Annotated in this window: 24 protein-coding genes; 22 read left to right on the top strand and 2 right to left on the bottom strand. The window is 70.6% G+C overall.

Annotation, left to right across the window (positions count from 1 at the left end; all coding sequences use genetic code 11):
- Positions 1-17: 17 nt before the first annotated feature.
- From pyrF to CJ179_RS02450, 9 genes are all read left to right on the top strand, one after another.
- A complete protein-coding gene (pyrF, locus tag CJ179_RS02490; protein WP_095861041.1) occupies positions 18-827 on the top strand; it encodes an orotidine-5'-phosphate decarboxylase in 810 nt (269 codons plus the stop codon).
- A 126-nt stretch (positions 828-953) separates the two neighbouring features.
- Positions 954-1,274: an integration host factor, actinobacterial type gene (gene mihF / locus CJ179_RS02485; protein ID WP_072942134.1), complete on the top strand. Its 321-nt coding sequence runs from the start codon at positions 954-956 to the stop codon at positions 1,272-1,274.
- Between the two features lie 8 nt (positions 1,275-1,282).
- Entirely contained in the window at positions 1,283-1,906 is a 624-nt protein-coding gene (gene gmk / locus CJ179_RS02480) for a guanylate kinase (protein ID WP_095860624.1), read from the top strand.
- 41 nt (positions 1,907-1,947) lie between these two features.
- Positions 1,948-2,253, top strand: coding sequence for a DNA-directed RNA polymerase subunit omega (gene rpoZ, locus CJ179_RS02475; protein ID WP_009480427.1), 306 nt, complete (start codon positions 1,948-1,950; stop codon positions 2,251-2,253).
- Between the two features lie 14 nt (positions 2,254-2,267).
- On the top strand, positions 2,268-3,569 hold the full coding sequence (gene coaBC / locus CJ179_RS02470) for a bifunctional phosphopantothenoylcysteine decarboxylase/phosphopantothenate--cysteine ligase CoaBC (RefSeq protein WP_095860623.1): 1,302 nt from the start codon (positions 2,268-2,270) through the stop codon (positions 3,567-3,569).
- Positions 3,570-3,702: 133 nt separating this feature from the next.
- Positions 3,703-4,917 (top strand): methionine adenosyltransferase, encoded by a 1,215-nt coding sequence (metK, locus tag CJ179_RS02465; RefSeq protein WP_072942128.1) that lies wholly within the window; start codon positions 3,703-3,705, stop codon positions 4,915-4,917.
- A 46-nt stretch (positions 4,918-4,963) separates the two neighbouring features.
- Complete coding sequence (locus tag CJ179_RS02460; RefSeq protein ID WP_179377513.1) at positions 4,964-6,982, top strand: primosomal protein N'; 2,019 nt, start codon at positions 4,964-4,966, stop codon at positions 6,980-6,982.
- An 87-nt stretch (positions 6,983-7,069) separates the two neighbouring features.
- Positions 7,070-7,726 (top strand): PadR family transcriptional regulator, encoded by a 657-nt coding sequence (locus CJ179_RS02455; protein WP_072942126.1) that lies wholly within the window; start codon positions 7,070-7,072, stop codon positions 7,724-7,726.
- A 98-nt stretch (positions 7,727-7,824) separates the two neighbouring features.
- Complete coding sequence (locus CJ179_RS02450) at positions 7,825-8,802, top strand: triacylglycerol lipase (protein WP_095861039.1); 978 nt, start codon at positions 7,825-7,827, stop codon at positions 8,800-8,802.
- Positions 8,803-8,864: 62 nt separating this feature from the next.
- Here the strand turns inward: CJ179_RS02450 and CJ179_RS02445 are convergent, their stop codons facing one another.
- Positions 8,865-9,071: a hypothetical protein gene (locus CJ179_RS02445; protein ID WP_072942124.1), complete on the bottom strand. Its 207-nt coding sequence runs from the start codon at positions 9,069-9,071 to the stop codon at positions 8,865-8,867.
- Between the two features lie 238 nt (positions 9,072-9,309).
- On the opposite strand from CJ179_RS02445, the gene fmt reads away from it, so the two are divergent.
- The 3 genes from fmt (at position 9,310) to CJ179_RS02430 (ending at position 12,645) form a co-directional block, all read left to right on the top strand.
- A complete protein-coding gene (gene fmt, locus CJ179_RS02440) occupies positions 9,310-10,233 on the top strand; it encodes a methionyl-tRNA formyltransferase (protein ID WP_095861038.1) in 924 nt (307 codons plus the stop codon).
- The gene (locus tag CJ179_RS02435; protein ID WP_072942449.1) at positions 10,230-11,657 is read left to right on the top strand and encodes an RsmB/NOP family class I SAM-dependent RNA methyltransferase; all 1,428 of its coding nucleotides are present in this window, start codon (positions 10,230-10,232) and stop codon (positions 11,655-11,657) included. The genes fmt and CJ179_RS02435 overlap by 4 nt, the downstream gene beginning before the upstream one ends.
- A gap of 130 nt (positions 11,658-11,787) precedes the next feature.
- Positions 11,788-12,645, top strand: coding sequence for a mycofactocin-coupled SDR family oxidoreductase (locus CJ179_RS02430; RefSeq protein WP_095860622.1), 858 nt, complete (start codon positions 11,788-11,790; stop codon positions 12,643-12,645).
- Positions 12,646-12,690: 45 nt separating this feature from the next.
- On the opposite strand, the gene CJ179_RS02425 is transcribed toward CJ179_RS02430, so the two are convergent.
- A complete protein-coding gene (locus CJ179_RS02425; RefSeq protein WP_095860621.1) occupies positions 12,691-13,029 on the bottom strand; it encodes an MmcQ/YjbR family DNA-binding protein in 339 nt (112 codons plus the stop codon).
- Positions 13,030-13,087: 58 nt separating this feature from the next.
- Between CJ179_RS02425 and rpe the strand changes: the two genes are divergently transcribed.
- From rpe to whiA, 10 genes are all read left to right on the top strand, one after another.
- On the top strand, positions 13,088-13,771 hold the full coding sequence (gene rpe / locus CJ179_RS02420; protein WP_072942121.1) for a ribulose-phosphate 3-epimerase: 684 nt from the start codon (positions 13,088-13,090) through the stop codon (positions 13,769-13,771).
- A gap of 28 nt (positions 13,772-13,799) precedes the next feature.
- The gene (ribD, locus tag CJ179_RS02415; protein WP_072942120.1) at positions 13,800-14,852 is read left to right on the top strand and encodes a bifunctional diaminohydroxyphosphoribosylaminopyrimidine deaminase/5-amino-6-(5-phosphoribosylamino)uracil reductase RibD; all 1,053 of its coding nucleotides are present in this window, start codon (positions 13,800-13,802) and stop codon (positions 14,850-14,852) included.
- 11 nt (positions 14,853-14,863) lie between these two features.
- A complete protein-coding gene (locus tag CJ179_RS02410; protein WP_072942119.1) occupies positions 14,864-15,472 on the top strand; it encodes a riboflavin synthase in 609 nt (202 codons plus the stop codon).
- An 80-nt stretch (positions 15,473-15,552) separates the two neighbouring features.
- Positions 15,553-16,806, top strand: coding sequence for a bifunctional 3,4-dihydroxy-2-butanone-4-phosphate synthase/GTP cyclohydrolase II (locus CJ179_RS02405; RefSeq protein ID WP_072942447.1), 1,254 nt, complete (start codon positions 15,553-15,555; stop codon positions 16,804-16,806).
- Positions 16,803-17,294, top strand: a complete 492-nt coding sequence (ribH, locus tag CJ179_RS02400; protein ID WP_072942117.1) for a 6,7-dimethyl-8-ribityllumazine synthase — start codon at positions 16,803-16,805, stop codon at positions 17,292-17,294. The genes CJ179_RS02405 and ribH overlap by 4 nt, the downstream gene beginning before the upstream one ends.
- 13 nt (positions 17,295-17,307) lie before the next feature.
- Positions 17,308-17,760 (top strand): PH domain-containing protein, encoded by a 453-nt coding sequence (locus CJ179_RS02395; RefSeq protein WP_072942116.1) that lies wholly within the window; start codon positions 17,308-17,310, stop codon positions 17,758-17,760.
- Positions 17,761-17,827: 67 nt separating this feature from the next.
- Positions 17,828-20,011, top strand: coding sequence for an excinuclease ABC subunit UvrC (gene uvrC, locus CJ179_RS02390; protein ID WP_095860620.1), 2,184 nt, complete (start codon positions 17,828-17,830; stop codon positions 20,009-20,011).
- Between the two features lie 44 nt (positions 20,012-20,055).
- Positions 20,056-20,922: an RNase adapter RapZ gene (gene rapZ / locus CJ179_RS02385; protein WP_072942446.1), complete on the top strand. Its 867-nt coding sequence runs from the start codon at positions 20,056-20,058 to the stop codon at positions 20,920-20,922.
- A complete protein-coding gene (gene yvcK / locus CJ179_RS02380) occupies positions 20,919-21,944 on the top strand; it encodes a uridine diphosphate-N-acetylglucosamine-binding protein YvcK (protein WP_072942113.1) in 1,026 nt (341 codons plus the stop codon). The genes rapZ and yvcK overlap by 4 nt, the downstream gene beginning before the upstream one ends.
- Entirely contained in the window at positions 21,935-22,918 is a 984-nt protein-coding gene (gene whiA, locus CJ179_RS02375) for a DNA-binding protein WhiA (RefSeq protein WP_005262275.1), read from the top strand. The genes yvcK and whiA overlap by 10 nt, the downstream gene beginning before the upstream one ends.
- The last annotated feature ends 217 nt before the right edge of the window (positions 22,919-23,135 follow it).

The following is a 23,135-nucleotide window of genomic DNA, read 5'->3' as shown; positions in this document are numbered from 1 at the left end:
ACCACCACCACTCCTGGGTGCATCGGCTGACGTCGGCGGTCGAGCACCGGGGGCGGTTGTGTGTCGGCATCGACCCGCATCCCGGGCTGCTCGAGGCGTGGGGCCTTCCCGTCTCCGCCGAGGGGCTGGAGACGTTCGCGGAGATCTGCGTGGAGGCCTTCGTCGGTGAGGTGGCCGTCGTGAAGCCTCAGGTGGCGTTCTTCGAAGCGTACGGCTCCGCCGGGTACGCGGTGCTCGAACGCACCATTTCGGTCCTCAGAGAGGCAGGGACGCTCGTCGTCGCCGACGCCAAGCGTGGGGACATCGGGTCGACGATGGCGGCGTACGCGCAGTCCTGGCTGGGCGCGGAGTCCCCTCTGTCGTCCGATGCCGTGACGGTGTCGCCGTACCTGGGATTCGGTGCCCTGGATCCGGCGCTGTCGCTGGCGGCGGAGCAGGGCCGCGGGCTCTTCGTGCTGGCGCGGACGTCCAATCCCGAGGGCGGCGATCTGCAGGCGGCAGGGACGGCCGCAGGGGTGTCCGTGGCCCAGTCCGTGGTGGACGCGGCAGTCCGGCACAACGACGCGCAACCGGGTCTCGTGGGTCTGGTGGTGGGCGCGACACGCGGACACGGCCTGGATTTGTCGAATTTTTCCGGGCCGATTCTCGCGCCCGGTCTCGGCGCCCAGGGGGCGACTCCCGGTGATCTCGCCGACATTTTTCCCGATTCCCGTAAACTGTTGTTGCCGAACAGTTCTCGTGGTGTTCTTCGGGCGGGACCGTCGGCGGCGGCACTGCGTGAGGCGGCCGTGAAGGTGCGTGACGAGATCGAGTCCGCACTCTCATAGCCCACCTGAATCCGGCTCTGACCTCGGGGGGTGGGTTCGCAATCGGCGCCTGGCGTGAGTACGGTCGCTATCGCTGCTGGTTATCCAGTGGTTTGGACTATTTGCCAACGACGAGACGGAGGAACCGTGGCCCTTCCCCAGTTGACTGATGAGCAGCGCGCTGCTGCTTTGGAGAAGGCAGCTGCTGCCCGCAAGGCCAGGGCTGAGCTCAAGGAGCGCCTGAAGCGTGGTGGCACCGACCTCAAGCAGGTTCTCAAGGACGCCGAGGACGACGAGATCCTGGGCAAGATGAAGGTGTCGGCACTGCTCGAGGCGCTGCCCAAGGTGGGCAAGGTCAAGGCGCAGGAGATCATGACCGAGCTGGAGATCGCTCCGACCCGTCGCCTCCGTGGCCTCGGCGATCGGCAGCGGAAGGCCCTGCTCGCGAAGTTCGACTTCGAGGCCTGAGCACGACAGTGGTAGCTGACGCACAAGTGTCAGAGAGCAAGACCGCAGTGCGGAGGGGTCGGCTGGTAGTACTGGCCGGCCCCTCGGCCGTCGGTAAGTCCAGCGTGGTGCGACTCCTGCGTGAGCGGATGCCGGAGCTCGTCTTCAGCGTGTCCGCGACGACGCGTGATCCACGCCCGGGCGAGGTGGACGGCAAGGACTACCGGTTCACCTCTCGTGGCGAGTTCCAGCGGATGATCGATTCCGGTGAGCTGCTCGAATGGGCCGAGATCCACGGCGGACTCCAGCTGTCGGGAACCCCGGCCGCACCCGTCCGCGCGGCGATCGAACAGGGCAGACCGGTGCTGGTCGAGGTCGATCTCGCCGGTGCGCGGGCCGTCCGTGCCGCGATGCCGGAGGCGTTGCTCGTCTTCATGGCGCCCCCGAGCTGGGACGTGCTGGTCGAGAGATTGACCGGCCGGGGCACCGAATCCGCGGAGGTCGTGGAGCGGCGTCTCGCGACCGCCCGGGTCGAGCTGGAGGCGCAGGACGAGTTCGACGTGGTCGTCGTGAACGAGGATGTCAGCCAAACGTGCGACGAGTTGGTATCCTTGTTGGTTGGACGACCGGAACAGTCCGAGTCGACCCACTAGATCTCACATCAACTAGCCAGAACAATTTCAGGAGATACCGAGTGAGCAGCACCCCCGCAGCAGCGTCCGCAACACCCAGCCACGGCGCCCTGCCGGCTTACGACACCCCGCTCGGCATCACCAACCCTCCGATCGACGAGCTTCTCGCTCGCACGTCGTCGAAGTACGCGCTGGTGATCTACGCGGCCAAGCGTGCGCGTCAGATCAACGACTACTACAACCAGCTCGGCGACGGCATCCTCGAGTACGTCGGCCCCCTCGTGGAGCCGGGCCTGCAGGAGAAGCCGCTGTCGATCGCGCTGCGTGAGATCCACTCCGATCTTCTCGAGCACACCGAAGGCGAGTGAGCGGAGGACCTGCAGTGCCTGACCAGGCAGCGGGCCCGGACTCCGGGCGCGTGACGGATTCACCGGAACCGGGGCCCTCGGGGGCGCGCAAGCGGATCGTCGTCGGTGTCGGCGGCGGCATCGCCGCGTACAAGAGCTGCGCCGTCATCCGCGCCTTCACCGAGGCCGGACACCACGTGCGGGTCATCCCGACGGAGTCCGCGCTCGAGTTCGTCGGCAAGGCGACGTTCGAGGCGCTGTCGAGCAACCCCGTGCACACGGGTGTGTTCACCGACGTTCCGCAGGTCCCGCATGTGCGTCTCGGGCAGGAAGCGGACCTCGTCGTCATCGCGCCCGCCACCGCCGACCTCATGGCGCGGGCCGTGGCGGGACGCGCGGACGACCTGCTCACCGCGACGCTGCTCACCGCGCGATGTCCCGTCGTGTTCGCACCGGCGATGCACACGGAGATGTGGGAGCACCCGGCCACCGTCGCCAACGTCGCCACGCTGCGCGACCGCGGCGTGACCGTCATCGAACCCGCATCCGGCCGCCTCACCGGCAAGGACACCGGCGCAGGCAGGCTGCCCGAACCCGACGAGATCGTCGGATTGGCGTCCTTGCTGGTCGAGCGTCCCGACGCGCTGCCCCGTGACCTCGAGGGCCGGCGGGTCCTCGTGTCCGCGGGCGGCACCCGGGAACCGCTCGACCCGGTGCGGTTCCTCGGGAACCGCAGTTCGGGCAAGCAGGGGTACGCCATCGCGCGGCTCGCCGTGCAGCGCGGGGCCGAGGTCACCCTCGTCTCCGGGTACACCGCTGGCCTCGCCGACCCGGCCGCCGTCGACATGGTGCACGTGCGCACCGCGGAAGACATGCGGGTCGCCGTCGCCAAGCACGCGCCCGGGTTCGACGCGGTGATCATGGCCGCGGCCGTCGCCGACTTCCGGCCGACGACGACGGTGGCGAGCAAGATCAAGAAGGGCGCGGGTGAGCCCGACTCGATCGCACTCACCAAGAACGAGGACATCCTCGCCGGCCTGGTGCAGTCCCGGAGGGACGGCGAGATCCCGGCGAAGACCGTGATCGTCGGATTCGCGGCCGAGACCGGCGACGCCGACGGCGACGTCCTCACGTATGCACGGGCCAAGCTCGCCCGGAAGGGCTGCGACCTCCTCGTCGTCAACGCGGTCGGTGAGGGCAAGGCGTTCGAGGTCGACCACAACGACGGCTGGCTGCTCGGAGCCGACGGCTCCGAGTCCGCGCTCGAGCACGGATCGAAGGCGTTGATGGCGAGCCGGGTGCTCGACGCCGTCGGCCAGCTTTGCCGGACACTCTGACGGAATATCCGGCAGAGTTTCGGTGATTCGAAGGGTGGTCACTCCCGCCGGGGTGGCGCTAGGGTCGTTCGTTGTATTACGCAGCTAAGCTGTTTTCACGTGCTGTTCAGGACAACTGTCGAGAGGGAATTCTGTGAGCCAGTCCGGTAGTCGGCTATTCACCAGTGAGTCTGTGACCGAGGGGCACCCGGACAAGATTTGTGATGCGATCAGCGACTCCATCCTCGACGCGCTCCTCACCGACGACCCGCGTGCCCGCGTCGCCGTCGAGACGCTGGTGACCACCGGACAGGTCCACGTCGCCGGTGAGGTGACGACCACCGCCTACGCCGACATCCCCAAGATTGTGCGCGACACCGTGCTCGAGATCGGGTACGACTCCTCGGCCAAGGGCTTCGACGGCAACTCCTGCGGCGTCAATGTGGCGATCGGGGCGCAGTCCCCGGAGATCGCCCAGGGCGTCGACCACTCGCACGAGGTCCGCACCGGAGAACTGAGTGACGACGAGATCGACCGTCAGGGCGCGGGCGACCAGGGACTGATGTTCGGGTTCGCCACCACCGACACCCCGGAACTGATGCCGCTGCCGATCGCGCTGGCGCACCGGCTGTCGCGTCGACTCACCGAGGTCCGCAAGTCGGGGGTCCTGCCGTACCTGCGCCCGGACGGCAAGACCCAGGTCACCATCGAATACGACGGTGACAAGGCGGTGCGCCTCGACACCGTGGTCATCTCGACGCAGCACGCCGCCGACATCGACCTCGACAACCTGCTCACCCCGGATTTGCGGGAGAAGGTGCTCGGTTCGGTTCTCGCGGAGATCGACATGCCCGAACTCGACGTCTCGGACATCCGCCTGCTCGTCAACCCGACCGGCAAGTTCGTGCTCGGCGGCCCGATGGGCGACGCCGGGTTGACCGGCCGCAAGATCATCGTCGACACCTACGGCGGCATGGCCCGCCACGGCGGCGGCGCGTTCTCCGGCAAGGACCCGTCGAAGGTCGACCGGTCGGCGGCCTACGCCATGCGCTGGGTGGCCAAGAACGCGGTCGCGGCGGGTCTCGCGGACCGGATCGAGGTCCAGGTGGCGTACGCGATCGGCAAGGCGGCGCCCGTCGGCCTGTTCGTCGAGACGTTCGGAACCGAGAAGACGGATCCGGTTCGGATCCAGCAGGCCATCACCGAGACGTTCGATCTGCGTCCGGGCGCCATCATCCGCGACCTCGACCTGCTGCGCCCGATCTACGCGCAGACCGCGGCGTACGGTCACTTCGGTCGCACCGACATCGACCTCCCGTGGGAGAGCATCGACCGGGCGGAGAAGCTGCGGGCAGCCGCAGGCCTCTGATCGGTAGTCACGGCGCGGCGGGCGCCGCTGCGGTAGGGGCCGCCGCGTGAGCGCGGACAAGGTCGCGGCGGAAGTCGACCCGGTTGCCCGGGTGCTGCCGCTGCTTCCGCTCGCGCACCTCGACCGCGAGTTCGACTACCTCGTGCCGAAGGACCTCGACGAGCAGGCGCAGCCCGGGGTCCGGGTCCGCATCCGGTTCGCCGGGCGCCTCGTCGACGGATTCGTCGTGGCCCGCACCGCGACGAGCGACCATCAGGGCCGGTTCGGCTGGCTCGAACGGGTGATCTCACCGGAGCGGGTGCTGACCGAGGAGATCACCCGGGTCGTCGACCTCGTCGCCGGCCGCTACGCCGGAACCCGTGCCGACGTCCTGCGGCTCGCGATTCCGCCGAGGCACGCGCGGGCGGAGTCCGAGGCCGCGTCCGAACCGCCCGAGGCGTCCGGCACCGCGATCGCCACCGACGCGTGGGACCGGTACGTCCACGGCGCCGCTTTCCTGACGGCGCTGTCCGAGGGGCGCGCCCCCCGCGCGGTGTGGCAGGCACTCCCCGGCGAGGACTGGCCGGCGCGTCTCGCCGAACTGTCCGGGCTCGTCGCCGCCACCGGGGCGAGCACCGTCGTCGTGGTCCCCGACCAGCGCGACCTCGACCGGGTGGTCGCTGCCGTGGAGACGCTGCTGGGCAAGGACGCCGTCGTCGGACTCGCCGCCGGTCTCGGGCCCGCCCTGCGGTACCGGCGTTGGCTGGCGGCGCTCCGCGGAACCGCCAGGGTCGTCGTCGGGACCCGGAGTTCGGTGTTCGCGCCGACGCCGCGCACCGGACTGATCGTGGTGTGGGACGACGGGGACGACAACCATTCCGAACCGCGCGCACCGTACCCGCACGCCCGCGAGGTGGCGCTGCTCCGCGCGTACGCCAGTGGGTGTGCGGTGGTGCTGGCCGGGCACGCGCGCACCGCGGAGGCCCAGGCCCTGGTCGACTCGGGCTGGGCGCACGACCTCGTGGCCTCCCGGGACTCCGTGCGGGCGGCCGCCCCGAAGATCACCGCACTCGCGGACAGCGACCACGCCCTGGCCCGCGACCCCGGAGCGCGGGCCGCCCGGTTGCCCGCCATCGCCTTCGCCGCCGCCCGGGAGGCTCTCGGCGCCGGCCGGGGAGTGCTGGTCCAGGTCCCCCGGCGCGGCTACGTCCCCAGCCTCGCGTGCGGCAAGTGCCGGGCGCCCGCGCGGTGCCGGCGATGCAACGGACCGCTCGCGTTGCCGTCCGCGGCCGGTCCGGACGGGGCGGGAACACCCGCGTGCCGGTGGTGCGGCGTCGCCGACGCCGCACATCGCTGCCACGCGTGCGGAACGCGGGCGCTGCGGGCCGTCGTGGTCGGCGCGGGACGCACCGCCGAGGAACTCGGTCGTGCCTTCCCCGGGGTCGCCGTGCGGATGTCCGGAGGGTCGGACGTCGTCGACGAAGTGAAGCAGGGCCCGACCCTCGTGGTGTCGACGGTCGGGGCGGAACCGGTGATGCCGGGCGGTTACGGCGCGGCATTGCTGCTCGACGGCTGGGCGCTCCTGGGCCGCCCCGATCTGCGTGCCGCCGAGGAGACGATGCGGCGGTGGATGACGGCGTCGTCGCTCGTGCGCTCGTTCGCCGACGGCGGTCAGGTGGTCGTGGTCGCCGATTCGGGCATTCCGACGGTGCAGGCGCTGGTCCGCTGGGATCCGGTCGGTCACGCGCGTGCGCAGTACGAGGAGCGGGCCGAGGTCGGATTTCCGCCCGCTATCCATCTCGCGGCGATCGACGGCAGCGCGAAGGCGATCGCCGACCTCCTGGACCTCGCCGATCTGCCGGCGAACGCCGAATTGCTCGGCCCGGTCGAGCTGCCTGCCGGGGAGCGGCTGCCGTTCTCCGGTGACGCGCCGGAGCCGGCGGAGGTGGAGCGCATGCTGATCCGGGTGCCCCGCGGGGAGGGGAAACCGCTGGCCAAGGCGCTGGGCGAGGCGCAGTCGGTGCGCAGTGCGCGGAAGGATTCGCAGCCCGCGCGGGTACAGATCGACCCCATTCGCATCGGGTAGTTGACCGCCGTCACAGAAAAGGGGCCTTGTCGCGTCGCAATTGACGATATATCGTTGATGCATCAGCGATACAGAAGGAGGCTGATGATGGAAGACTTCCATTTCGAACACAGAGGTTCCCGACGGGAACGATTCGGACGCGAACGGATGGCACGGCCCGACGGGCCGCACCGTCACGGACACCGCCGAGGCGGCTTCGGCCCCGAGGGCGGTCCGGGCTTCGGGCCCGGAATGCACTTCGGCCGCGGACGCGGGCGGGGTGGCAGGGGACGGCGCGGCGATGTCCGCTCCGCGATCCTGCTGCTGCTCACCGAGCAGCCGATGCACGGCTACGAGCTGATCCAGCAGATCGTCGAACGCAGCGACGGGGTGTGGAAGCCCAGTCCCGGTTCGATCTATCCTGCGCTGTCGCAGCTCGAGGACGAAGGTCTGGTGCTCATCGAAAAGGTGGCGGGCCGCAAGACCGCGCGCCTCACGGACGAGGGCAAGGCCTTCGTCGAAGCGAACAAGACCGAACTCGGCACCCCGTGGGACGACGTGCGGGAGAGTGTCGGCAGGCCGGCCGAGGACTTGCGGGGCCTGATCGGGCTGCTGATGGGCGCTGCGGGGCAGGTCGCCGCCGTCGGTGACGACGAACAGGTCCGGCGGGCAGGCGAGATTCTCACCGAAGCGCGGCGTTCGTTGTATCGCCTTCTCGCAGAAGACGATCAGAGCGAAGCCGGCAAGGATGCCACCGACTCGTAGGGCGCCGCACCCCGCCGCGGACCCGCCGGCTCGACGCGACAGCGCGTGCACATTCTGGGAAGGTTCACAGCAATGTCTCAGTGAAGTCGGGAGAGGTCATGAGGTTTCGGGGTGCCGGTGCGGTCGTCGCGGGTGTCGTCCTGCTGATGTCCGGCGCAGTGTCCACCGCCCACGCGGACGACGCCTCCCCGCCCTCACTCGTCGTGCCCGCAGGCGCCGGGCTTCCCCAGACCGGTCGTAGTGCCGCCGCTGCGTACGCGCACGACCACCCGGGCAGCGCACCCGCCGGATCGAACGACTTCACGTGTACGCCCTCCGCGGACCACCCCGAGCCGGTCGTGCTCGCACACGGCACCGACGCCAGCGCGTACGCGGACTGGGCCGCCCTGTCGCCGATCCTCGCCGCGGACGGATACTGCGTCTTCGCCCTCAACTACGGCGGCGCGCCGGGTGCCGATTCGTTCGGGACCGAGGACATCGTCGCGAGCGCGGGTGAGTTCGGCCGGTTCGTCGACCGGGTCCGCGATGCGACCGGCGCCGACAAGGTCGACGTCGTCGGTTATTCGCAGGGCGCGAACGTCACCAGGTACTACGTCAACAAGCTCGGCGGTGTTCCGTTCGTCGACCACTGGGTCGGACTGGCGTCGCCCAGCTATGGGGGAGTGATGTACGGCCTCGTTCCGGTCGTGCAGGCGCTGCCCGGCGGCCCGGACTTCGCCCGCACGGTGACGTCGGTCGCCGTCAGCCAGCAGATGCAGGGCTCGCCGTTCATGAACGCCCTCAACGCGGGCGGCGACACCGTGCCCGGCGTCTCGTACACGACGATCGGGTCGCGGTACGACGAGATGATCCAGCCGTACACGAACATGGCGCTCCGCGGCGCCGGGGCGGTCAACATCCTGATCCAGGATCGATGCCCGGAGGACGGCACCGGGCACTTCCGGGCACCCTACGATCCGTTCGCGCTCGACCTGGTCCGTGCGGCACTCGATCCGGATGCGGTTCCGCTCGCTCGCTGCGAGTTCGTGCCGATCGGTGCGGGTATCCCGGAGGTCGTCGTCGACGGCAACCGCTAGCCCTCAGGGACAGAGGCGGGGAGCCGTGCAGTGCACGGCTCCCCGCCTCTCGTGTGTGGCTGCTACTCCGCCAGTTTCGCGACGGCCTGCGCCCACAGGAAGTACTTGTTGGTGCCGAGGTCCTTCACGGTCTTGATGTTGAAGGCGGCCGCCAGGTGTTCGGCGTCGGAATCGCTCACGCCCTGCAGGGCGGCGACGGGGGCGCCTGCCAGTTCTTCGATCGGTTTCGTCTCGTACGCCTTGTCGAACTTGCTCTCGATTCCTGCCATCGTTACCTCCAGAGGTTCGAAAACGGGACACCGGCCCGACCGTTCGCGCCGGCCTCAGAACAGTCAATACCCGTCCGCCGTCGCTGTGGGCGGTTCCGCGGAATCGCTTCGCCGAGTGTCATGGCCCGTGTGCGACTCCCTAGACTGGTCGGCACATCGTCGATCCAAGGGGAGCTTTCTTCGTGAGTACCGTTTCGGCCCGCGCAGCGGTCCACCGTCCGTCGTGTGGGTCGCCGGCGTGCGCATAGTCTTCGCCGGAACCCCCGAGCCCGCCGTTCCCTCACTCGAGCGACTGATCCGTTCGCCGCGCCACGACGTCGTGGCGGTGATCACGCGTCCCGACGCGGTCGCCGGACGTGGACGTAAGGTGGTCCGCTCACCGATCGGCGCGCTCGCCGACTTCCACGGCATCGAGGTGCTCACCCCGGAGCGGCCCACGGAACCGGAGTTCCTGGCGCGCCTCACGGACCTCGCACCAGACTGCGCGCCCGTCGTCGCCTACGGGGCGCTGCTGCCGCAGAAGGTGCTCGACATCCCGGCCCACGGCTGGGTGAACCTGCACTTCTCGCTGTTGCCGGCGTGGCGCGGGGCCGCCCCCGTGCAGGCCGCGATCGGCGCGGGCGACGACATGACGGGTGCGAGCGCGTTCCGGTTGGAGGCGGGGATGGACACCGGCCCGGTCTACGGGGTGGTCACCGAGCGGATCCGCGACACCGACACCGCGGGCGACCTCCTCGGACGCCTCGCCGACAGCGGCGCCGTGCTCCTGGAGTCGGTCCTCGACGGGATCGAGGACGGCGCGATCACCGCGGTCCCGCAACCGGCCGAGGGGGTCTCGCACGCCGCCAAGGTGACGGTCGAGGCGGCTCGGATCCGGTGGGACAGAACGGCTGCGGTGGTGGACCGGCACGTCCGGTCGGTGACTCCCGCGCCCGGCGCCTGGACGACGATCGGTGATCTGCGCGTCAAGGTCGGCCCGGTCACCGTGACGGACGAGCGACTGGAGCCGGGGGAGATCTCCGTGACCAAGTCCGGATTTCTGATCGGGACGTCCACGGTGGCGGTGCGGCTCGACCGCGTCCAGCCGCAGGGCAAGAAACAGATGGCCGCCCTGGACTGGGCGCGAGGCGCACGACTCGACGCGGAGGTACGGGCACAATGAGCGAATCCAGAAGGCCCGCACGCCGCGGCCAGTCCGGCTCGGGGGGCCGCAACAACCGCCCCCGTCAGGCGCGCCGCCCCGACGCGTCCCAGTCCGGACTCGACCAGCCACGGCTCGCCGCGAGGGACGTGCTGCGCGCCGTCCGGGAACGCGACGCCTACGCCAACCTCGTCCTGCCCGGGCTGTTGCGTGAGCGGCGCCTGGACGGACGCGACGCCGCCCTCGCCACCGAACTGGCCTACGGCGCCGCCCGTGCCCGCGGGCTCCTCGACGCCGTGATCGCCGACTGCGCGGGCAGGCCGATCGCCGAGATCGACGGACCGCTCCTCGACGTTCTCCAATTGGGCGCCTACCAGCTGCTGCGCACCCGCGTCGCCCCGCACGCCGCCGTCGCCACCTCCGTCGACCTGGTCCGTGCGGAGGCCGGTCCGGGGAAGGCGGGGTTCGTCAACGCCGTGCTGCGCCGGGTGTCGGAGCGGTCGGAGGCGGAGTGGGTGGAGCGTCTCGCCCCGGCCGACCCGGTGGGCCGGCTGGCGTTCGAGCACGCGCACCCCACGTGGATCGCGCAGGTGTTCGCGGACGCGCTCGGCGCCGACGCCGGGGAACTCGAGGACGTGCTCGTCGCCGACGACGCACGGCCCGCGGTGCATCTCGTCGCCCGCCCGGGGGAGATCTCGTCGGAGGAACTCGCGCTCGCCACCGGCGGCGAGGTGGGCCGGTACTCGCCGTATGCCGTCTACCTGGACGGCGGCGACCCGGGTCTGCTCGACGCGGTCCGCGAGGGACTCGCCGGAGTGCAGGACGAGGGCAGCCAGCTCGTCGCCCGGGCACTGTCGCTGGCGCCGCTGGACGGCCCGGACACCGGCCGGTGGCTCGACCTGTGCGCGGGCCCCGGCGGCAAGGCCGCCCTGCTCGGCGCGCTCGCCGGGATCGAGGGCGGGCGTCTCGACGCCGTGGAGCCCGTGGCGCACCGCGCGGACCTGATCCGCAAGACGACGAAGGAACTTCCGGTCGACGTGCACGTCGCCGACGGCCGCGATCCCGGGCTGGAGGGCGGGTTCGACCGCATCCTGGTCGACGCGCCGTGCACCGGACTGGGTGCGCTGCGCCGACGTCCGGAGGCGCGGTGGCGCCGGCAGCCGTCGGACGTGGCGGGGCTCGCGAAACTGCAGCGGGAACTCCTCGCGTCGGCCGCCGAGCTGGTTCGCCCGGGTGGCGTGATCCTGTACGCGACATGTTCGCCGCACCTGTCCGAGACGGTGGCCGTGGTCGCGGACGCGGTGCGGCGCCACGGGCTCACGGCGCTCGACACGCGTGAGCTCGTTCCCGGGGTGCCGGGTCTGGGGGACGGTCCGAGCGTCCAGCTCTGGCCGCACCGGCAGGGGACCGACGCGATGTTCATGGCCGCGTTGCGCAAGCCCTAGGCGGTCGCCTTCCCGCTGCCCGGTCCACCGCCCGACACTCGGTAGAACCTGTTTCACTTATTACTGTGAAACGTGTTCTAATTCTTCTCGCGACAGAGACGTACGTCACGAAGCGAGTGGAGGACTTCAGATGAATCGGGTAGCGGGGAAGGTCGTTCTGATCACCGGAGCGGCGCGGGGCCAGGGTCGTAGTCATGCGGTGCATCTCGCCGACGAGGGCGCCGACATCATCGCCTTCGACCTCTGCGAGGACATCGCATCCAACGGGTACCCGCTGGCCACCGAGGCCGACCTCGCGGAGACGGGACGGCTCGTCGAAAAGGCGGGGCGCCGCGTCGTCACCGCCAAGGTGGACGTGCGCGACCGGGCGGCGCTGCGCCGCGAACTCGACGCCGCGGTCGCGACGCTGGGACGGCTCGACGTCGTGGTCGCCAACGCGGGAATCGCGCCCCTCGGGAACGACGTGCCCGTCGAGGGTTTCGTCGATGCGTTCGACGTCGACTTCGTCGGTGTGATCAACACGATTCACTCGGCCCTCCCGCACCTGGACGCCGGCGCGTCGATCATCGCGACGGGGTCGGTGGCCGGGCTGGTCCCGCAGGCCGGCCTGAACGGCCAGCAGGCCCTGCAGGGGCCGGGCGGCGACGGCTACGGCCTCGCCAAGAAGATGCTGTGGACGTACACCAACTCGCTCGCGCTCACCCTGGGCCCGAAGTCCATCCGCGTCAATGCGATCCACCCCACCAACTGCAACACGGACATGCTGCAGAGCCCCCCGATGTTCCGCACGTTCCGCCCCGACCTCGAGAACCCGACCGCAGAGGACGCGAAGGTCACGTTCCCGTTCATGCAGGCGATGCCCACCCCGTGGGTCGAACCCGAGGACATCTCGCACGCGGTGGTGTTCCTGTCGTCCGACGAGTCCCGGTTCGTCACCGGTCAGCAACTCCGAGTCGATGCGGGGGCGGGCCTCAAGCTCGGCGTCTGACGCCGATCCGATGAGGGTCCGGGCCGGTGTGCGGGCGCCGACCCGTCAGATCTGGTCGAACTGCCTGCGCAGCTTCGCCGGGGCCTTGATCCGCCAGGCGTCCCGCAGCAACTCGGTCAGCTGCGGGACGTCGATGTTCTCGAGGTCCACGAGGATCGAACCGTGGCCGTCGTAGTGCGCGGTGGTGTAGAACGGCGCGCCCTCGGCGAGCAGGGCCGCCTTCTCGTCGAGGTCGCACATCACCACCAGGCCGCCGTCCGACTCGGCCCGCAACCGGGCGAGCAACTTGCCCGCCACCTTCAGTGCCGGGGTGTTGTACGAGGTGCTCTCCTGCACCTCCGGCAGGGACGCACCGATCGCCACGACGTCCGTCCAGGTCGGCATGCGCCCAGTATGGACCGCGTGACCCGGCCCCCACACGCGTACGACTAAACTTCGGCGCGTGGCAACCCCGATGATCGCACCGTCCATTCTGTCTGCCGATTTCGCGCGTCTCGCCGAGGAGGCGGACGCGGTCGCCGGTGCCGACTGGCTGCACGTCGACGTGATGGACGCGCATTTCGTGCCCAACCTGACCCTCGGCCTCCCCGTCGTGACGAGTCTCCTCGCGGCGACGGACATCCCGCTCGACTGCCACCTCATGATCGACGACCCCGGCCGCTGGGCGCCGCCCTACGCGGAGGCCGGCGCGCACAACGTCACGTTCCACGCCGAGGCGACCGACGACCCCCGGTCCGTCGCCCGGGACATCCGCGCCGCAGGCGCCAAGGCCGGCCTCAGCGTCAAGCCCGGCACGCCGATCGAGCCGTACCTGGAAATCCTGAAGGACTTCGACACACTCCTCGTCATGAGCGTCGAACCCGGCTTCGGTGGTCAGTCGTTCATCCCGGAGGTCCTGTCGAAGGCGAAGGCCGTCCGCCGCCTCGTCGACTCGGGTGAGCTGCGGCTGGTCGTGGAGATCGACGGCGGCATCAACGCCGACACCGTCGAGGCCGCCGCCGAAGCCGGCGTCGACTGCTTCGTCGCCGGCTCCGCCGTCTACGGCACGAGCGATCCCGCGGAGGCCGTGCGCGCGCTGCGGGCCAGCGCCGCGAAGGCGTCGCCGCACCTGAGCCTGTCGCGGTAGCGGCACCCGGCACATCGTGAACCCCCACGTGCGGCACGAGAATTCGGCTGCGGACCTCGACGCCGCGATGCAGATCGCGATCGGCGCCGCGGAGTCGGCGCGCGGATTCACCAGCCCGAACCCGGCGGTCGGCGCGGTGGTCCTCGACGCCGCCGGGCGCATCGCCGGCGTCGGGATGACGCAGCCGCCGGGCGGCCCCCACGCGGAGGTCGTCGCGCTGCGGGAGGCGGGGGACGCCGCCCGCGGCGGCACCGCCGTCGTCACGTTGGAACCGTGCAACCACCACGGCCGCACCGGGCCGTGCTCGCGGGCGCTCCTCGACGCCGGTGTGGTCGCCGTGCACTACGCGGTGGGCGACCCGAACCCGGAGGCCGCGGGCGGCGCCGAGACCCTCGTCTCCGCGGGCGTCGAAGTGACGTCCGGTCTGCGCGCGCAGGACGTCGAACGCGGCCCGCTCCGGGCCTGGCTGCACCGGCAGCGCACCGGACGACCGCACGTGACCTGGAAGTACGCGGCCACCCTGGACGGGCGCAGCGCGGCCGCCGACGGCACCAGTCAGTGGATCACCGGCCCCGAGGCGCGCGAACGCGTGCACGCCGACCGCGCGAAACTCGATGCGATCGTGGTCGGGACGGGGACGGTGCTGGCCGACGACCCGCGCCTGACGGCCCGGACGCCCGACGGGTCGCTCGCGGCGCACCAGCCGGTGCGCGTCGTCGTCGGACTCGGCGACATCCCGCCCGGCGCCCGCGTCCTCGACGACTCGGCGCCCACGCTGGTGCTGCGCACCCGGGACGTGGACGAGGTCCTCGCCGCGCTCGCCGACTACACCGACGTGCTGCTCGAGGGCGGGCCCCGGCTGGCGGGCGCGTTCCTCGCCGCGGGCCGGGTCGACCGCATCCAGGCGTACCTCGCCCCGCTGGTCCTCGGTGCGGGTGCGTCCGCGGTGTCGGAGGCGGGTGTGCAGACGATCGACGGCGCCCTGCGGTTCCGGCACGAGTCGGTCGAAACAATCGGCCCCGATCTGTTGTTGAGTCTGGTTCCAGCAGTGTCCGAAAACCCTGACAGTCACCGAACGTAGGAGAAGCCGCAGTGTTCACCGGGATCGTCGAAGAGTTGGGTGAGATCGTCGCCAAGGAGGAACTGGCCGATGCCGCACGGTTCACCGTGCGTGGTCCGGTCGTGACTTCCGATGCGTCGCATGGCGATTCGATCGCGGTGAACGGTGTGTGCCTGACCGTCGTCGAGGTGCTCGCCGACGGCTCCTTCACCGCGGACGTCATGCAGGAGACGCTGAACCGGTCGAGTCTGGAGAAGATCGACGTGGGCAGCCGCGTCAACCTGGAGCGGGCCGCGGCGCTGAACAGCCGCCTCGGCGGCCACCTCGTCCAGGGCCACGTCGACGGCACCGGGCACATCATCAGCCGCAGCCCGTCCGAGAACTGGGAGGTCGTGCGCATCGCCCTTCCGGACGCCATCTCCCGGTACGTCGTGGAGAAGGGTTCGATCACGGTCGACGGTGTGTCGCTGACGGTGTCGGCGCTCGGCGGGGAACGCGGCGCCGAATACTTCGAGATCTCGCTCATCCCGACCACGCTGCAACTGACCACGCTCGGGGCGGCGTCCGTCGGGACGCCCGTCAACCTCGAGGTCGACGTGATCGCGAAGTATGTGGAGCGGCTGCAAGCGGCCGGCCGCTGAGTCGTACTGTTGAGGAGCATCCCACGGATGCATCCGTTGTATTCGAAGATGCGTCAGTCAAGACTTTGGAGACCGAGCACGTGACCAGGTTCGACACTATCGAGCGCGCCGTTGCGGATATCGCCGCAGGCAAGGCTGTCGTCGTCGTCGACGACGAAGACCGCGAGAACGAGGGAGACCTCATCTTCGCCGCGGAGAAAGCCACCCCCGAGTTGGTTGCCTTCATGGTTCGATACACCTCCGGCTACCTCTGTGTGCCGCTCGACGGCGCCGACTGCGACCGCCTCGGCCTGCCCCCCATGTACGCCACCAACCAGGACAAGCACGGCACCGCGTACACCGTCACCGTCGACGCCCGCGAGGGCATCGGCACCGGCATCTCCGCGTCCGACCGCGCCGCCACCATGCGGTTGCTGGCCGACCCGGCCAGCGGCGCCCAGGACTTCACCCGCCCCGGCCACGTCGTGCCGCTGCGGGCCAAGGAGGGCGGCGTGCTGCGCCGTCCCGGTCACACCGAGGCCGCCGTCGACCTCGCCCGGATGGCCGACCTGCGTCCCGCAGGCGTGATCTGCGAGATCGTCAGCCAGAAGGACGAGGGCCACATGGCCCAGACCGACGAGCTGCGGGTCTTCGCCGACGACCACAACCTCGCGCTGATCTCCATCGCCGACCTGATCGCGTGGCGCCGCAAGCACGAGAAGCACGTGGAGCGGGTCGCGTCCGCGCGCATCCCCACCCGGCACGGCGAGTTCACCGCCGTCGGGTACCGGAGCATCTACGACGACGTCGAGCACGTGGCCCTGGTCCGCGGCGACCTGCCCGGCCCGGACGGCGACGGCAGCGACGTGCTGGTGCGCGTGCACTCCGAGTGCCTCACCGGCGACGTGTTCGGTTCGCTGCGCTGCGACTGCGGTCCCCAGCTCGACGCCGCCCTGGACATGGTCGCGCAGGAGGGCCGCGGGGTGGTCCTGTACATGCGCGGGCACGAGGGCCGCGGCATCGGCCTGATGCACAAGCTGCAGGCCTACCAGCTGCAGGACGCCGGCTCGGACACCGTCGACGCCAACCTCGAGCTCGGCCTGCCCGCCGACGCCCGCGACTACGGCATCGGCGCTCAGATCCTGGTCGACCTGGGCATCTCCTCGATGCGGCTGCTCACCAACAACCCGGCCAAGCGCGTCGGACTCGACGGCTACGGGCTGCAGATCACCGAGCGGGTGTCCATGCCGCTGCGGGCGAACGCCGAGAACCTGACGTACCTGCGCACCAAGCGCGACCGCATGGGCCACGACCTGATCGGGCTCGACGACTTCGAAGCGGGGGAGATGCTGTGAGCGGCGAGGGACTGCCGGAGCTGCAACTCGGGGAGGCCGGCGACCTCCGGCTCGCCATCGTCGCAGGCAGTTGGCACGCCGAGATCTCGGAGGCGCTGATCGCCGGCGCGCAGCGGGTGGCCGCCGAGGCGAACGTGAAGAACGTGACGCTGGTCCGCGTCGCGGGCGCCATCGAACTGCCCGTGGTCGCGCAGGCGCTCGCCCGCAGCCACGACGCCGTCGTCGCGCTCGGTGTCGTGATCCGCGGCGGGACCCCGCACTTCGAATACGTCTGCGACGCCGTCACGGCCGGTCTGACCCGGGTCTCGCTGGACGAAAGCACCCCGGTCGGGAACGGTGTGCTCACCACGGACACCGAGCAGCAGGCCGTCGACCGCAGCGGCCTGCCCGGAGCCGTCGAGGACAAGGGCGGGCAGGCATGCGCGGCCGCACTCGACACCGCCGTCACGTTGGCGCGGCTGCGCCGGGCCGAGGAGTCCTTCGCATGATCCGGATCCACCCGTGACCACCCCCGAATCCGAGTGGACTCTCGTCGCGAAGCCACGCAAGTCCCGCCGCTACGCGATCGGGGTGGCGGTCCTGCTCGTGGTCGTGCACGTGACGTTCGCGATCCTGTTGCGCGGCGATTCGACGGGCGTGTACTTCCGGCTCGCCGACCAGTTGGCGTTCGCGGGCATCGGCTGCCTCTTCGCGGCCGCCGTCCTGCTGCTGACCCGCCCGCGGGTGCGCATCGGGCCCCGCGGCATCGGCGTGCGCAACGTGCTCGGTGAGCGGATCGTCGACTGGGACCTGTACGAGGGGCTGTCCTTCCCGGACGGCGCGGCGTGGGCCCGGATCGAGCTGCCCGACGACGAGTACCTGGCCGTGATGGCCATCCAGTCGAACGATCGCGAGTACGCCGTGGACGCCGTCGACCGGTTCCGCGCGCTCGCGTCGGAGTACGCGCCGTCCTGACCGGCGGCCACCCCTCCGCGACGCCGCGGATGCGGGGTTGGTCGGTGGCGCCGACTAACGTGGAGGGGTGCCCGATCCTTCGACATATCGCCCCGCGACCGGAACGATTCCGGTCGACCCTGGGGTGTACAAGTTCCGCGATCCGCACGGCCGGGTCATCTATGTCGGGAAGGCGAAGAGTCTTCGATCACGGCTGAATTCCTATTTCGCCGACGTCTCGACGCTGCACCCGCGCACCCGCCAGATGGTGACCACGGCCGGCAGCGTCGAGTGGACCGTGGTGAGCACCGAGGTCGAGGCGCTTCAGCTCGAATACAACTGGATCAAGGAATTCGATCCCCGGTTCAACGTCCGCTACCGCGACGACAAGACGTACCCGGTTCTCGCGGTCACCCTGAACGAGGAGTACCCGCGGCTGTTCGTCTACCGCGGCCCGCGGCGCAAGGGTGTCCGCTACTTCGGCCCCTACTCGCACGCGTGGGCCATCCGCGAAACCCTCGACCTGCTGCTGCGGGTGTTCCCCGCCCGCACCTGCTCGGCAGGGGTGTTCAAGCGGCACAACCAGATCGGCCGGCCCTGCCTGCTCGGCTACATCGACAAGTGCTCCGCGCCGTGCGTCGGACGCGTGTCCGCGGCCGAACACCGCAAGATCGTCGAGGACTTCTGCGACTTCCTGTCGGGGCGCACCGACAAGCTGGTCCGGCAGCTCGAGGCCCGGATGCAGCAGGCGTCCGAGGAACTCGACTTCGAGACGGCGGCGCGACTGCGCGACGACGTGGGCGCGTTGCGGCGGGCGCTCGAGAAGCAGGCCGTCGTGCTCGGCGACGGCACCGACGCCGACGTCGCCGCATTCGCGACCGACGAACTCGAGGCCGCGGTCCAGGTGTTCCACGTCCGGGGCGGCCGCGTCCGCGGGCAGCGCGGCTGGGTGGTCGAGAAGGCCGGCGACGTTATCGACTGGGCCAGCGTCGATTCCGAGGCGGGATCGGACCTGCCGTTGCTCGTCGAGCAGTTCCTCACCCAGTTCTACGGCGAGCAGGCGGCGCTGTCGGGCGCGGCCGACCAGGAGGCGGGCAGCAGCGGGGTGCCGCGGGAGGTGCTGGTGCCGGTGCTGCCGCCGGACGCCGAGCAGGTGCAGGAATGGCTCAGCGGTCTCCGCGGTTCCGCCGTCCGTCTCCGGGTGCCCCAGCGCGGCGACAAGAAGGCGCTCGCCGAGACCGTGCAGCGCAACGCGATGGAGGCGCTGCAACAGCACAAGCTGCGCCGCGCCGGAGACTTCACGTCGCGGTCGGCGGCCCTGCAGGGCATTCAGGAGGCCCTCGACCTGGACTCGGCGCCGCTGCGCATCGAGTGCGTCGACATCAGCCACGTGCAGGGCACCGACGTGGTGGCCTCCCTCGTCGTCTTCGAGGACGGGCTGCCGCGCAAGTCCGACTACCGGCACTACGCCATCAAGGAGGCCGCAGGCGACGGCCGCTCCGACGACGTCGCCAGCATCGCCGAGGTCACCCGGCGCCGGTTCCTCCGGCACAACCGTGACGTCGGGGTGCTGCGCGCGGAAGCGGCCGGGGCGGACGCCGAGCAGGTGTCCGGGGGCGACGGCGGCGACCTCGCCCCCGAGGCGGCGATCGACCCGCAGACCGGCAGGCCGCGGCGGTTCGCGTACCCACCGAACCTGTTCGTCGTCGACGGCGGCGCCCCGCAGGTGGCCGCGGCCTCGGCGGTGCTCGACGAACTGGGCATCACCGACGTCGCCGTGATCGGGCTGGCCAAGCGGCTCGAGGAGGTGTGGGTGCCGGGGGAGGAGGACCCGGTGATCCTCCCGCGCACCAGCGAGTCGCTGTACCTGCTGCAGCGGGTGCGGGACGAGGCGCACCGCTTCGCGATCACGTTCCACCGCAGCAAACGGTCCCGCCGGATGACGGCCTCCGCACTCGACTCGGTCCGCGGTCTCGGCGACACCCGCCGCAAGGCCCTGGTGACGCACTTCGGCTCCGTCGCCAAACTCAAACAGGCCTCCGTCGAGGAGATCACCGCCGTGCCCGGCATCGGAACGGCCACGGCGAAGGCGGTACTCACCGCTCTCGGGGCGGAGGAACCGTCTGCGGACGTCGTGGGAGTGGGGGATGATGAAGCAGATCGGAACGGGCCGGGCACGGCAGAACGCAATGGCGCGGACCTACCCCGCGAACCGGTAGGACAGCACGGCCCGGCAGCACAGAGCGCATCGCAACGGACAGGTGTCGAGTGAACGAGCAGCACGCGCAGAGCGACCGTCCGCCCACGGTTCGGCCGATGGACTTCCTTCTCGTCACCGGGCTCTCCGGGGCGGGTCTGCAGACGGCGGCGAAGGTCCTCGAGGACCTCGGGTGGTACGTCGCGGACAACCTTCCCCCGGAACTGATCTCCCGGATGGTGGATCTGAGCCTGGAATCCGATTCGCGGCTCGAGCGGCTCGCCGTCGTCATCGACGTGCGCAGCCGGTTGTTCACCGGCGACCTCGGCTGGGTCCTCACCGAACTGGAGAGCAAGCCCGTGCACACGCGGGTGCTGTACCTCGACGCGTCGGACGAGGTCCTGGTCCGCCGATTCGAACAGGTCCGCCGCAGTCACCCGCTGTCCGGCGGGGGCGCCGAGGGCACCCTGTCGGAGGGCATCGCCGCCGAGCGCGACCAGCTCGCGAAGGTGAAGGCCGCCGCGGATCTGGTGATCGACACGTCGTCCCTCGCCGCGCACCAGTTGCGGCAGAAGATCGAGGACGCGTTCGGCGACGCCGAGAACCGCACCATGCAGGTAACAGTCCAGTCGTTCGGTTTCAAGTACGGTCTTCCGATGGACGCCGATCTCGTCTGCGACGTCCGGTTCCTGCCCAACCCGCACTGGATCCCCGAGTTGCGTCCGCACACCGGGCAGAACGCGGACGTGCGGGACTACGTGTTGTCGCAGGACGGTGCGGACGACTATCTCGCCACGTACCACCACCTGCTGGATCTGACGATCGCCGGATATCGTCGGGAGGGGAAGCGCTACATGACCATCGCGGTGGGATGCACCGGGGGGAAACATCGCAGTGTCGCGATGTCGGAGGCCCTCGCGGGCCGGCTCGGAAAGGACTCCGGGCTGAACGTGCGTGTCGTCCATCGTGATCTGGGGCGCGAATGAGGCCGGTGCGCCAGGCGCCCGCGATCGTCGCGCTCGGCGGGGGCCACGGGCTGTTCGCCACCCTCAGCGCCGCCCGCAGGCTCAGCCGTGACGTGACCGCCGTCGTCACCGTCGCGGACGACGGCGGATCCTCGGGACGGCTGCGCGCCGAACTCGGCGTCATCCCGCCCGGGGATCTGCGGATGGCGCTCGCCGCGCTCGCCGCGGACGACCCCGAGGTGCAGGACTGGACCGACACCATCCAGCACCGATTCGGCGGAATCGGCGCCCTCGCCGGACACTCGGTGGGCAATCTCATCCTCGCCGGTCTCACCGAGGTGCTCGGCGACCCCGTCGCCGCGCTCGACGAACTCGCCCGGCTGCTGCGGATCGACGGGCGGGTGCTGCCGATGTCGCCGATCGCCCTGGACATCGAGGCCGACGTGCAGGGCCTCGAGGCGGACCCACGGGTCAGCCGCTGCATCCGCGGTCAGGTCGCGGTCGCGACCACCCCCGGCAAGGTGCGCCGCGTGCGGTTGCTGCCGGCGAATCCGCCCGCCTGCCCGGACGCGGTCCGGGCGATCGACGTCGCCGACATGGTCGTCCTCGGCCCCGGGTCGTGGTTCTCCAGTGTCATCCCGCACGTTCTCGTGCCCGAACTCCTCGACACGCTGATCGCCACCCCCGCGCGGAAGGTGCTGGTACTCAACCTGGCTCCGGAACCCGGCGAGACCGCGGGATTCTCCACCGAGCGTCATCTGCACGTACTGTCCCAACACGCACCCGAACTCACCGTCGACTTCGTCGTCGTCGATTCGGGTTCGGTTCCACCGGGGCGCGAGCGCGAGCACCTCGCCCGCGCCGCCGGACAGTTCCGGGCACGCGTCGTCTACGCCGACGTGTCCGAGCACGGCACCCACACGCACCATGCAGGAAAACTTGCGTCCGTTCTCGAACAGCTCTGGAGCGACCCCGATGCGGGGTCTCGGGGGAGCGAAGCGGCCGAGACACCAGAGGAAAGGGAGAGCGCTTCGTGGCAATGACAGCAGAGGTCAAAGACGAACTCAGTCGTCTCGTCGTCACTCACGTGAGTTGCCGGAAGGCCGAGGTCTCGTCGCTGCTGCGGTTCGCCGGGGGATTGCACATCGTCGGCGGCCGGGTCGTGGTCGAGGCGGAAGTGGATCTGGGGTCCACGGCCCGCCGGTTGCGGCGCGAGATCTTCGACCTGTTCACCTACAGCGCCGACGTCCACGTCCTCAGCGCGGGCGGGCTGCGCAAGTCGTCCCGGTACATCGTGCGGGTCGCGAAGGAGGGGGAGGCCCTCGCCCGCCAGACTGGGCTGCTGGACCTGCGGGGACGCCCCGTGCGCGGGCTTCCCGCGCAGGTCGTCGGCGGTAGCGTCGCCGACGCGGAAGCCGCGTGGCGCGGTGCGTTCCTGGCGCACGGTTCACTGACCGAGCCGGGACGCTCGTCGGCGCTCGAGGTTTCCTGCCCCGGCCCGGAAGCGGCGCTCGCCCTCGTCGGGGCGGCGCGCAGGCTGGGCATCTCCGCGAAGGCCCGCGAGGTCCGCGGCACCGACCGCGTCGTGATCCGCGACGGCGAGGCCATCGGCGCGCTGCTCACCCGGATGGGAGCCCAGGACACCCGCCTCGTGTGGGAGGAACGGCGCATGCGCCGGGAGGTCCGTGCCACCGCCAACCGGCTCGCCAACTTCGACGACGCCAACCTGCGCCGCTCCGCGCGTGCCGCGGTCGCGGCCGCGGCACGCGTCGAGCGGGCCCTCGACATCCTCGGTGACGAGGTCCCCGACCACCTGGCGGCCGCGGGGCACCTGCGGGTGGAGCACCGGCAGGCGTCCCTCGAGGAACTCGGCCAACTCGCTGACCCGCCGATGACGAAGGACGCCGTGGCAGGCCGCATCCGGCGACTGCTGTCGATGGCGGACCGCAAGGCGAAGGAGACCGGCATCCCGGACACCGAGTCGGCCGTCACCGCAGACCTTCTCGACGACGCCTGACCGGACGAACGGGACGCTCGTCGCGTCAGATCGAACGAGCGTCCCGTTCGTTCCGGTCGGGGCGGCCCGGCGGAGGGCGCCCCGAGGTGACTGCGCGCGCGCGTGGCTCGCGCACTAGGGTAAGAACCACATCGACCGATGAAACCCGCGCCGGCCACCCGTCGGTGGTGTCGTAGCGGCGCGGGAGCAGAGCTGCACAACCAGAATCATGCGCAAA

This window comes from Rhodococcus sp. ACS1 (assembly GCF_002300155.1).
In the GTDB taxonomy this organism is placed as follows: domain Bacteria; phylum Actinomycetota; class Actinomycetes; order Mycobacteriales; family Mycobacteriaceae; genus Rhodococcus_F; species Rhodococcus_F koreensis.
Note: the sequence above shows the minus strand (reverse complement) of the source record. Positions and strands in the feature narration are given on the sequence as shown.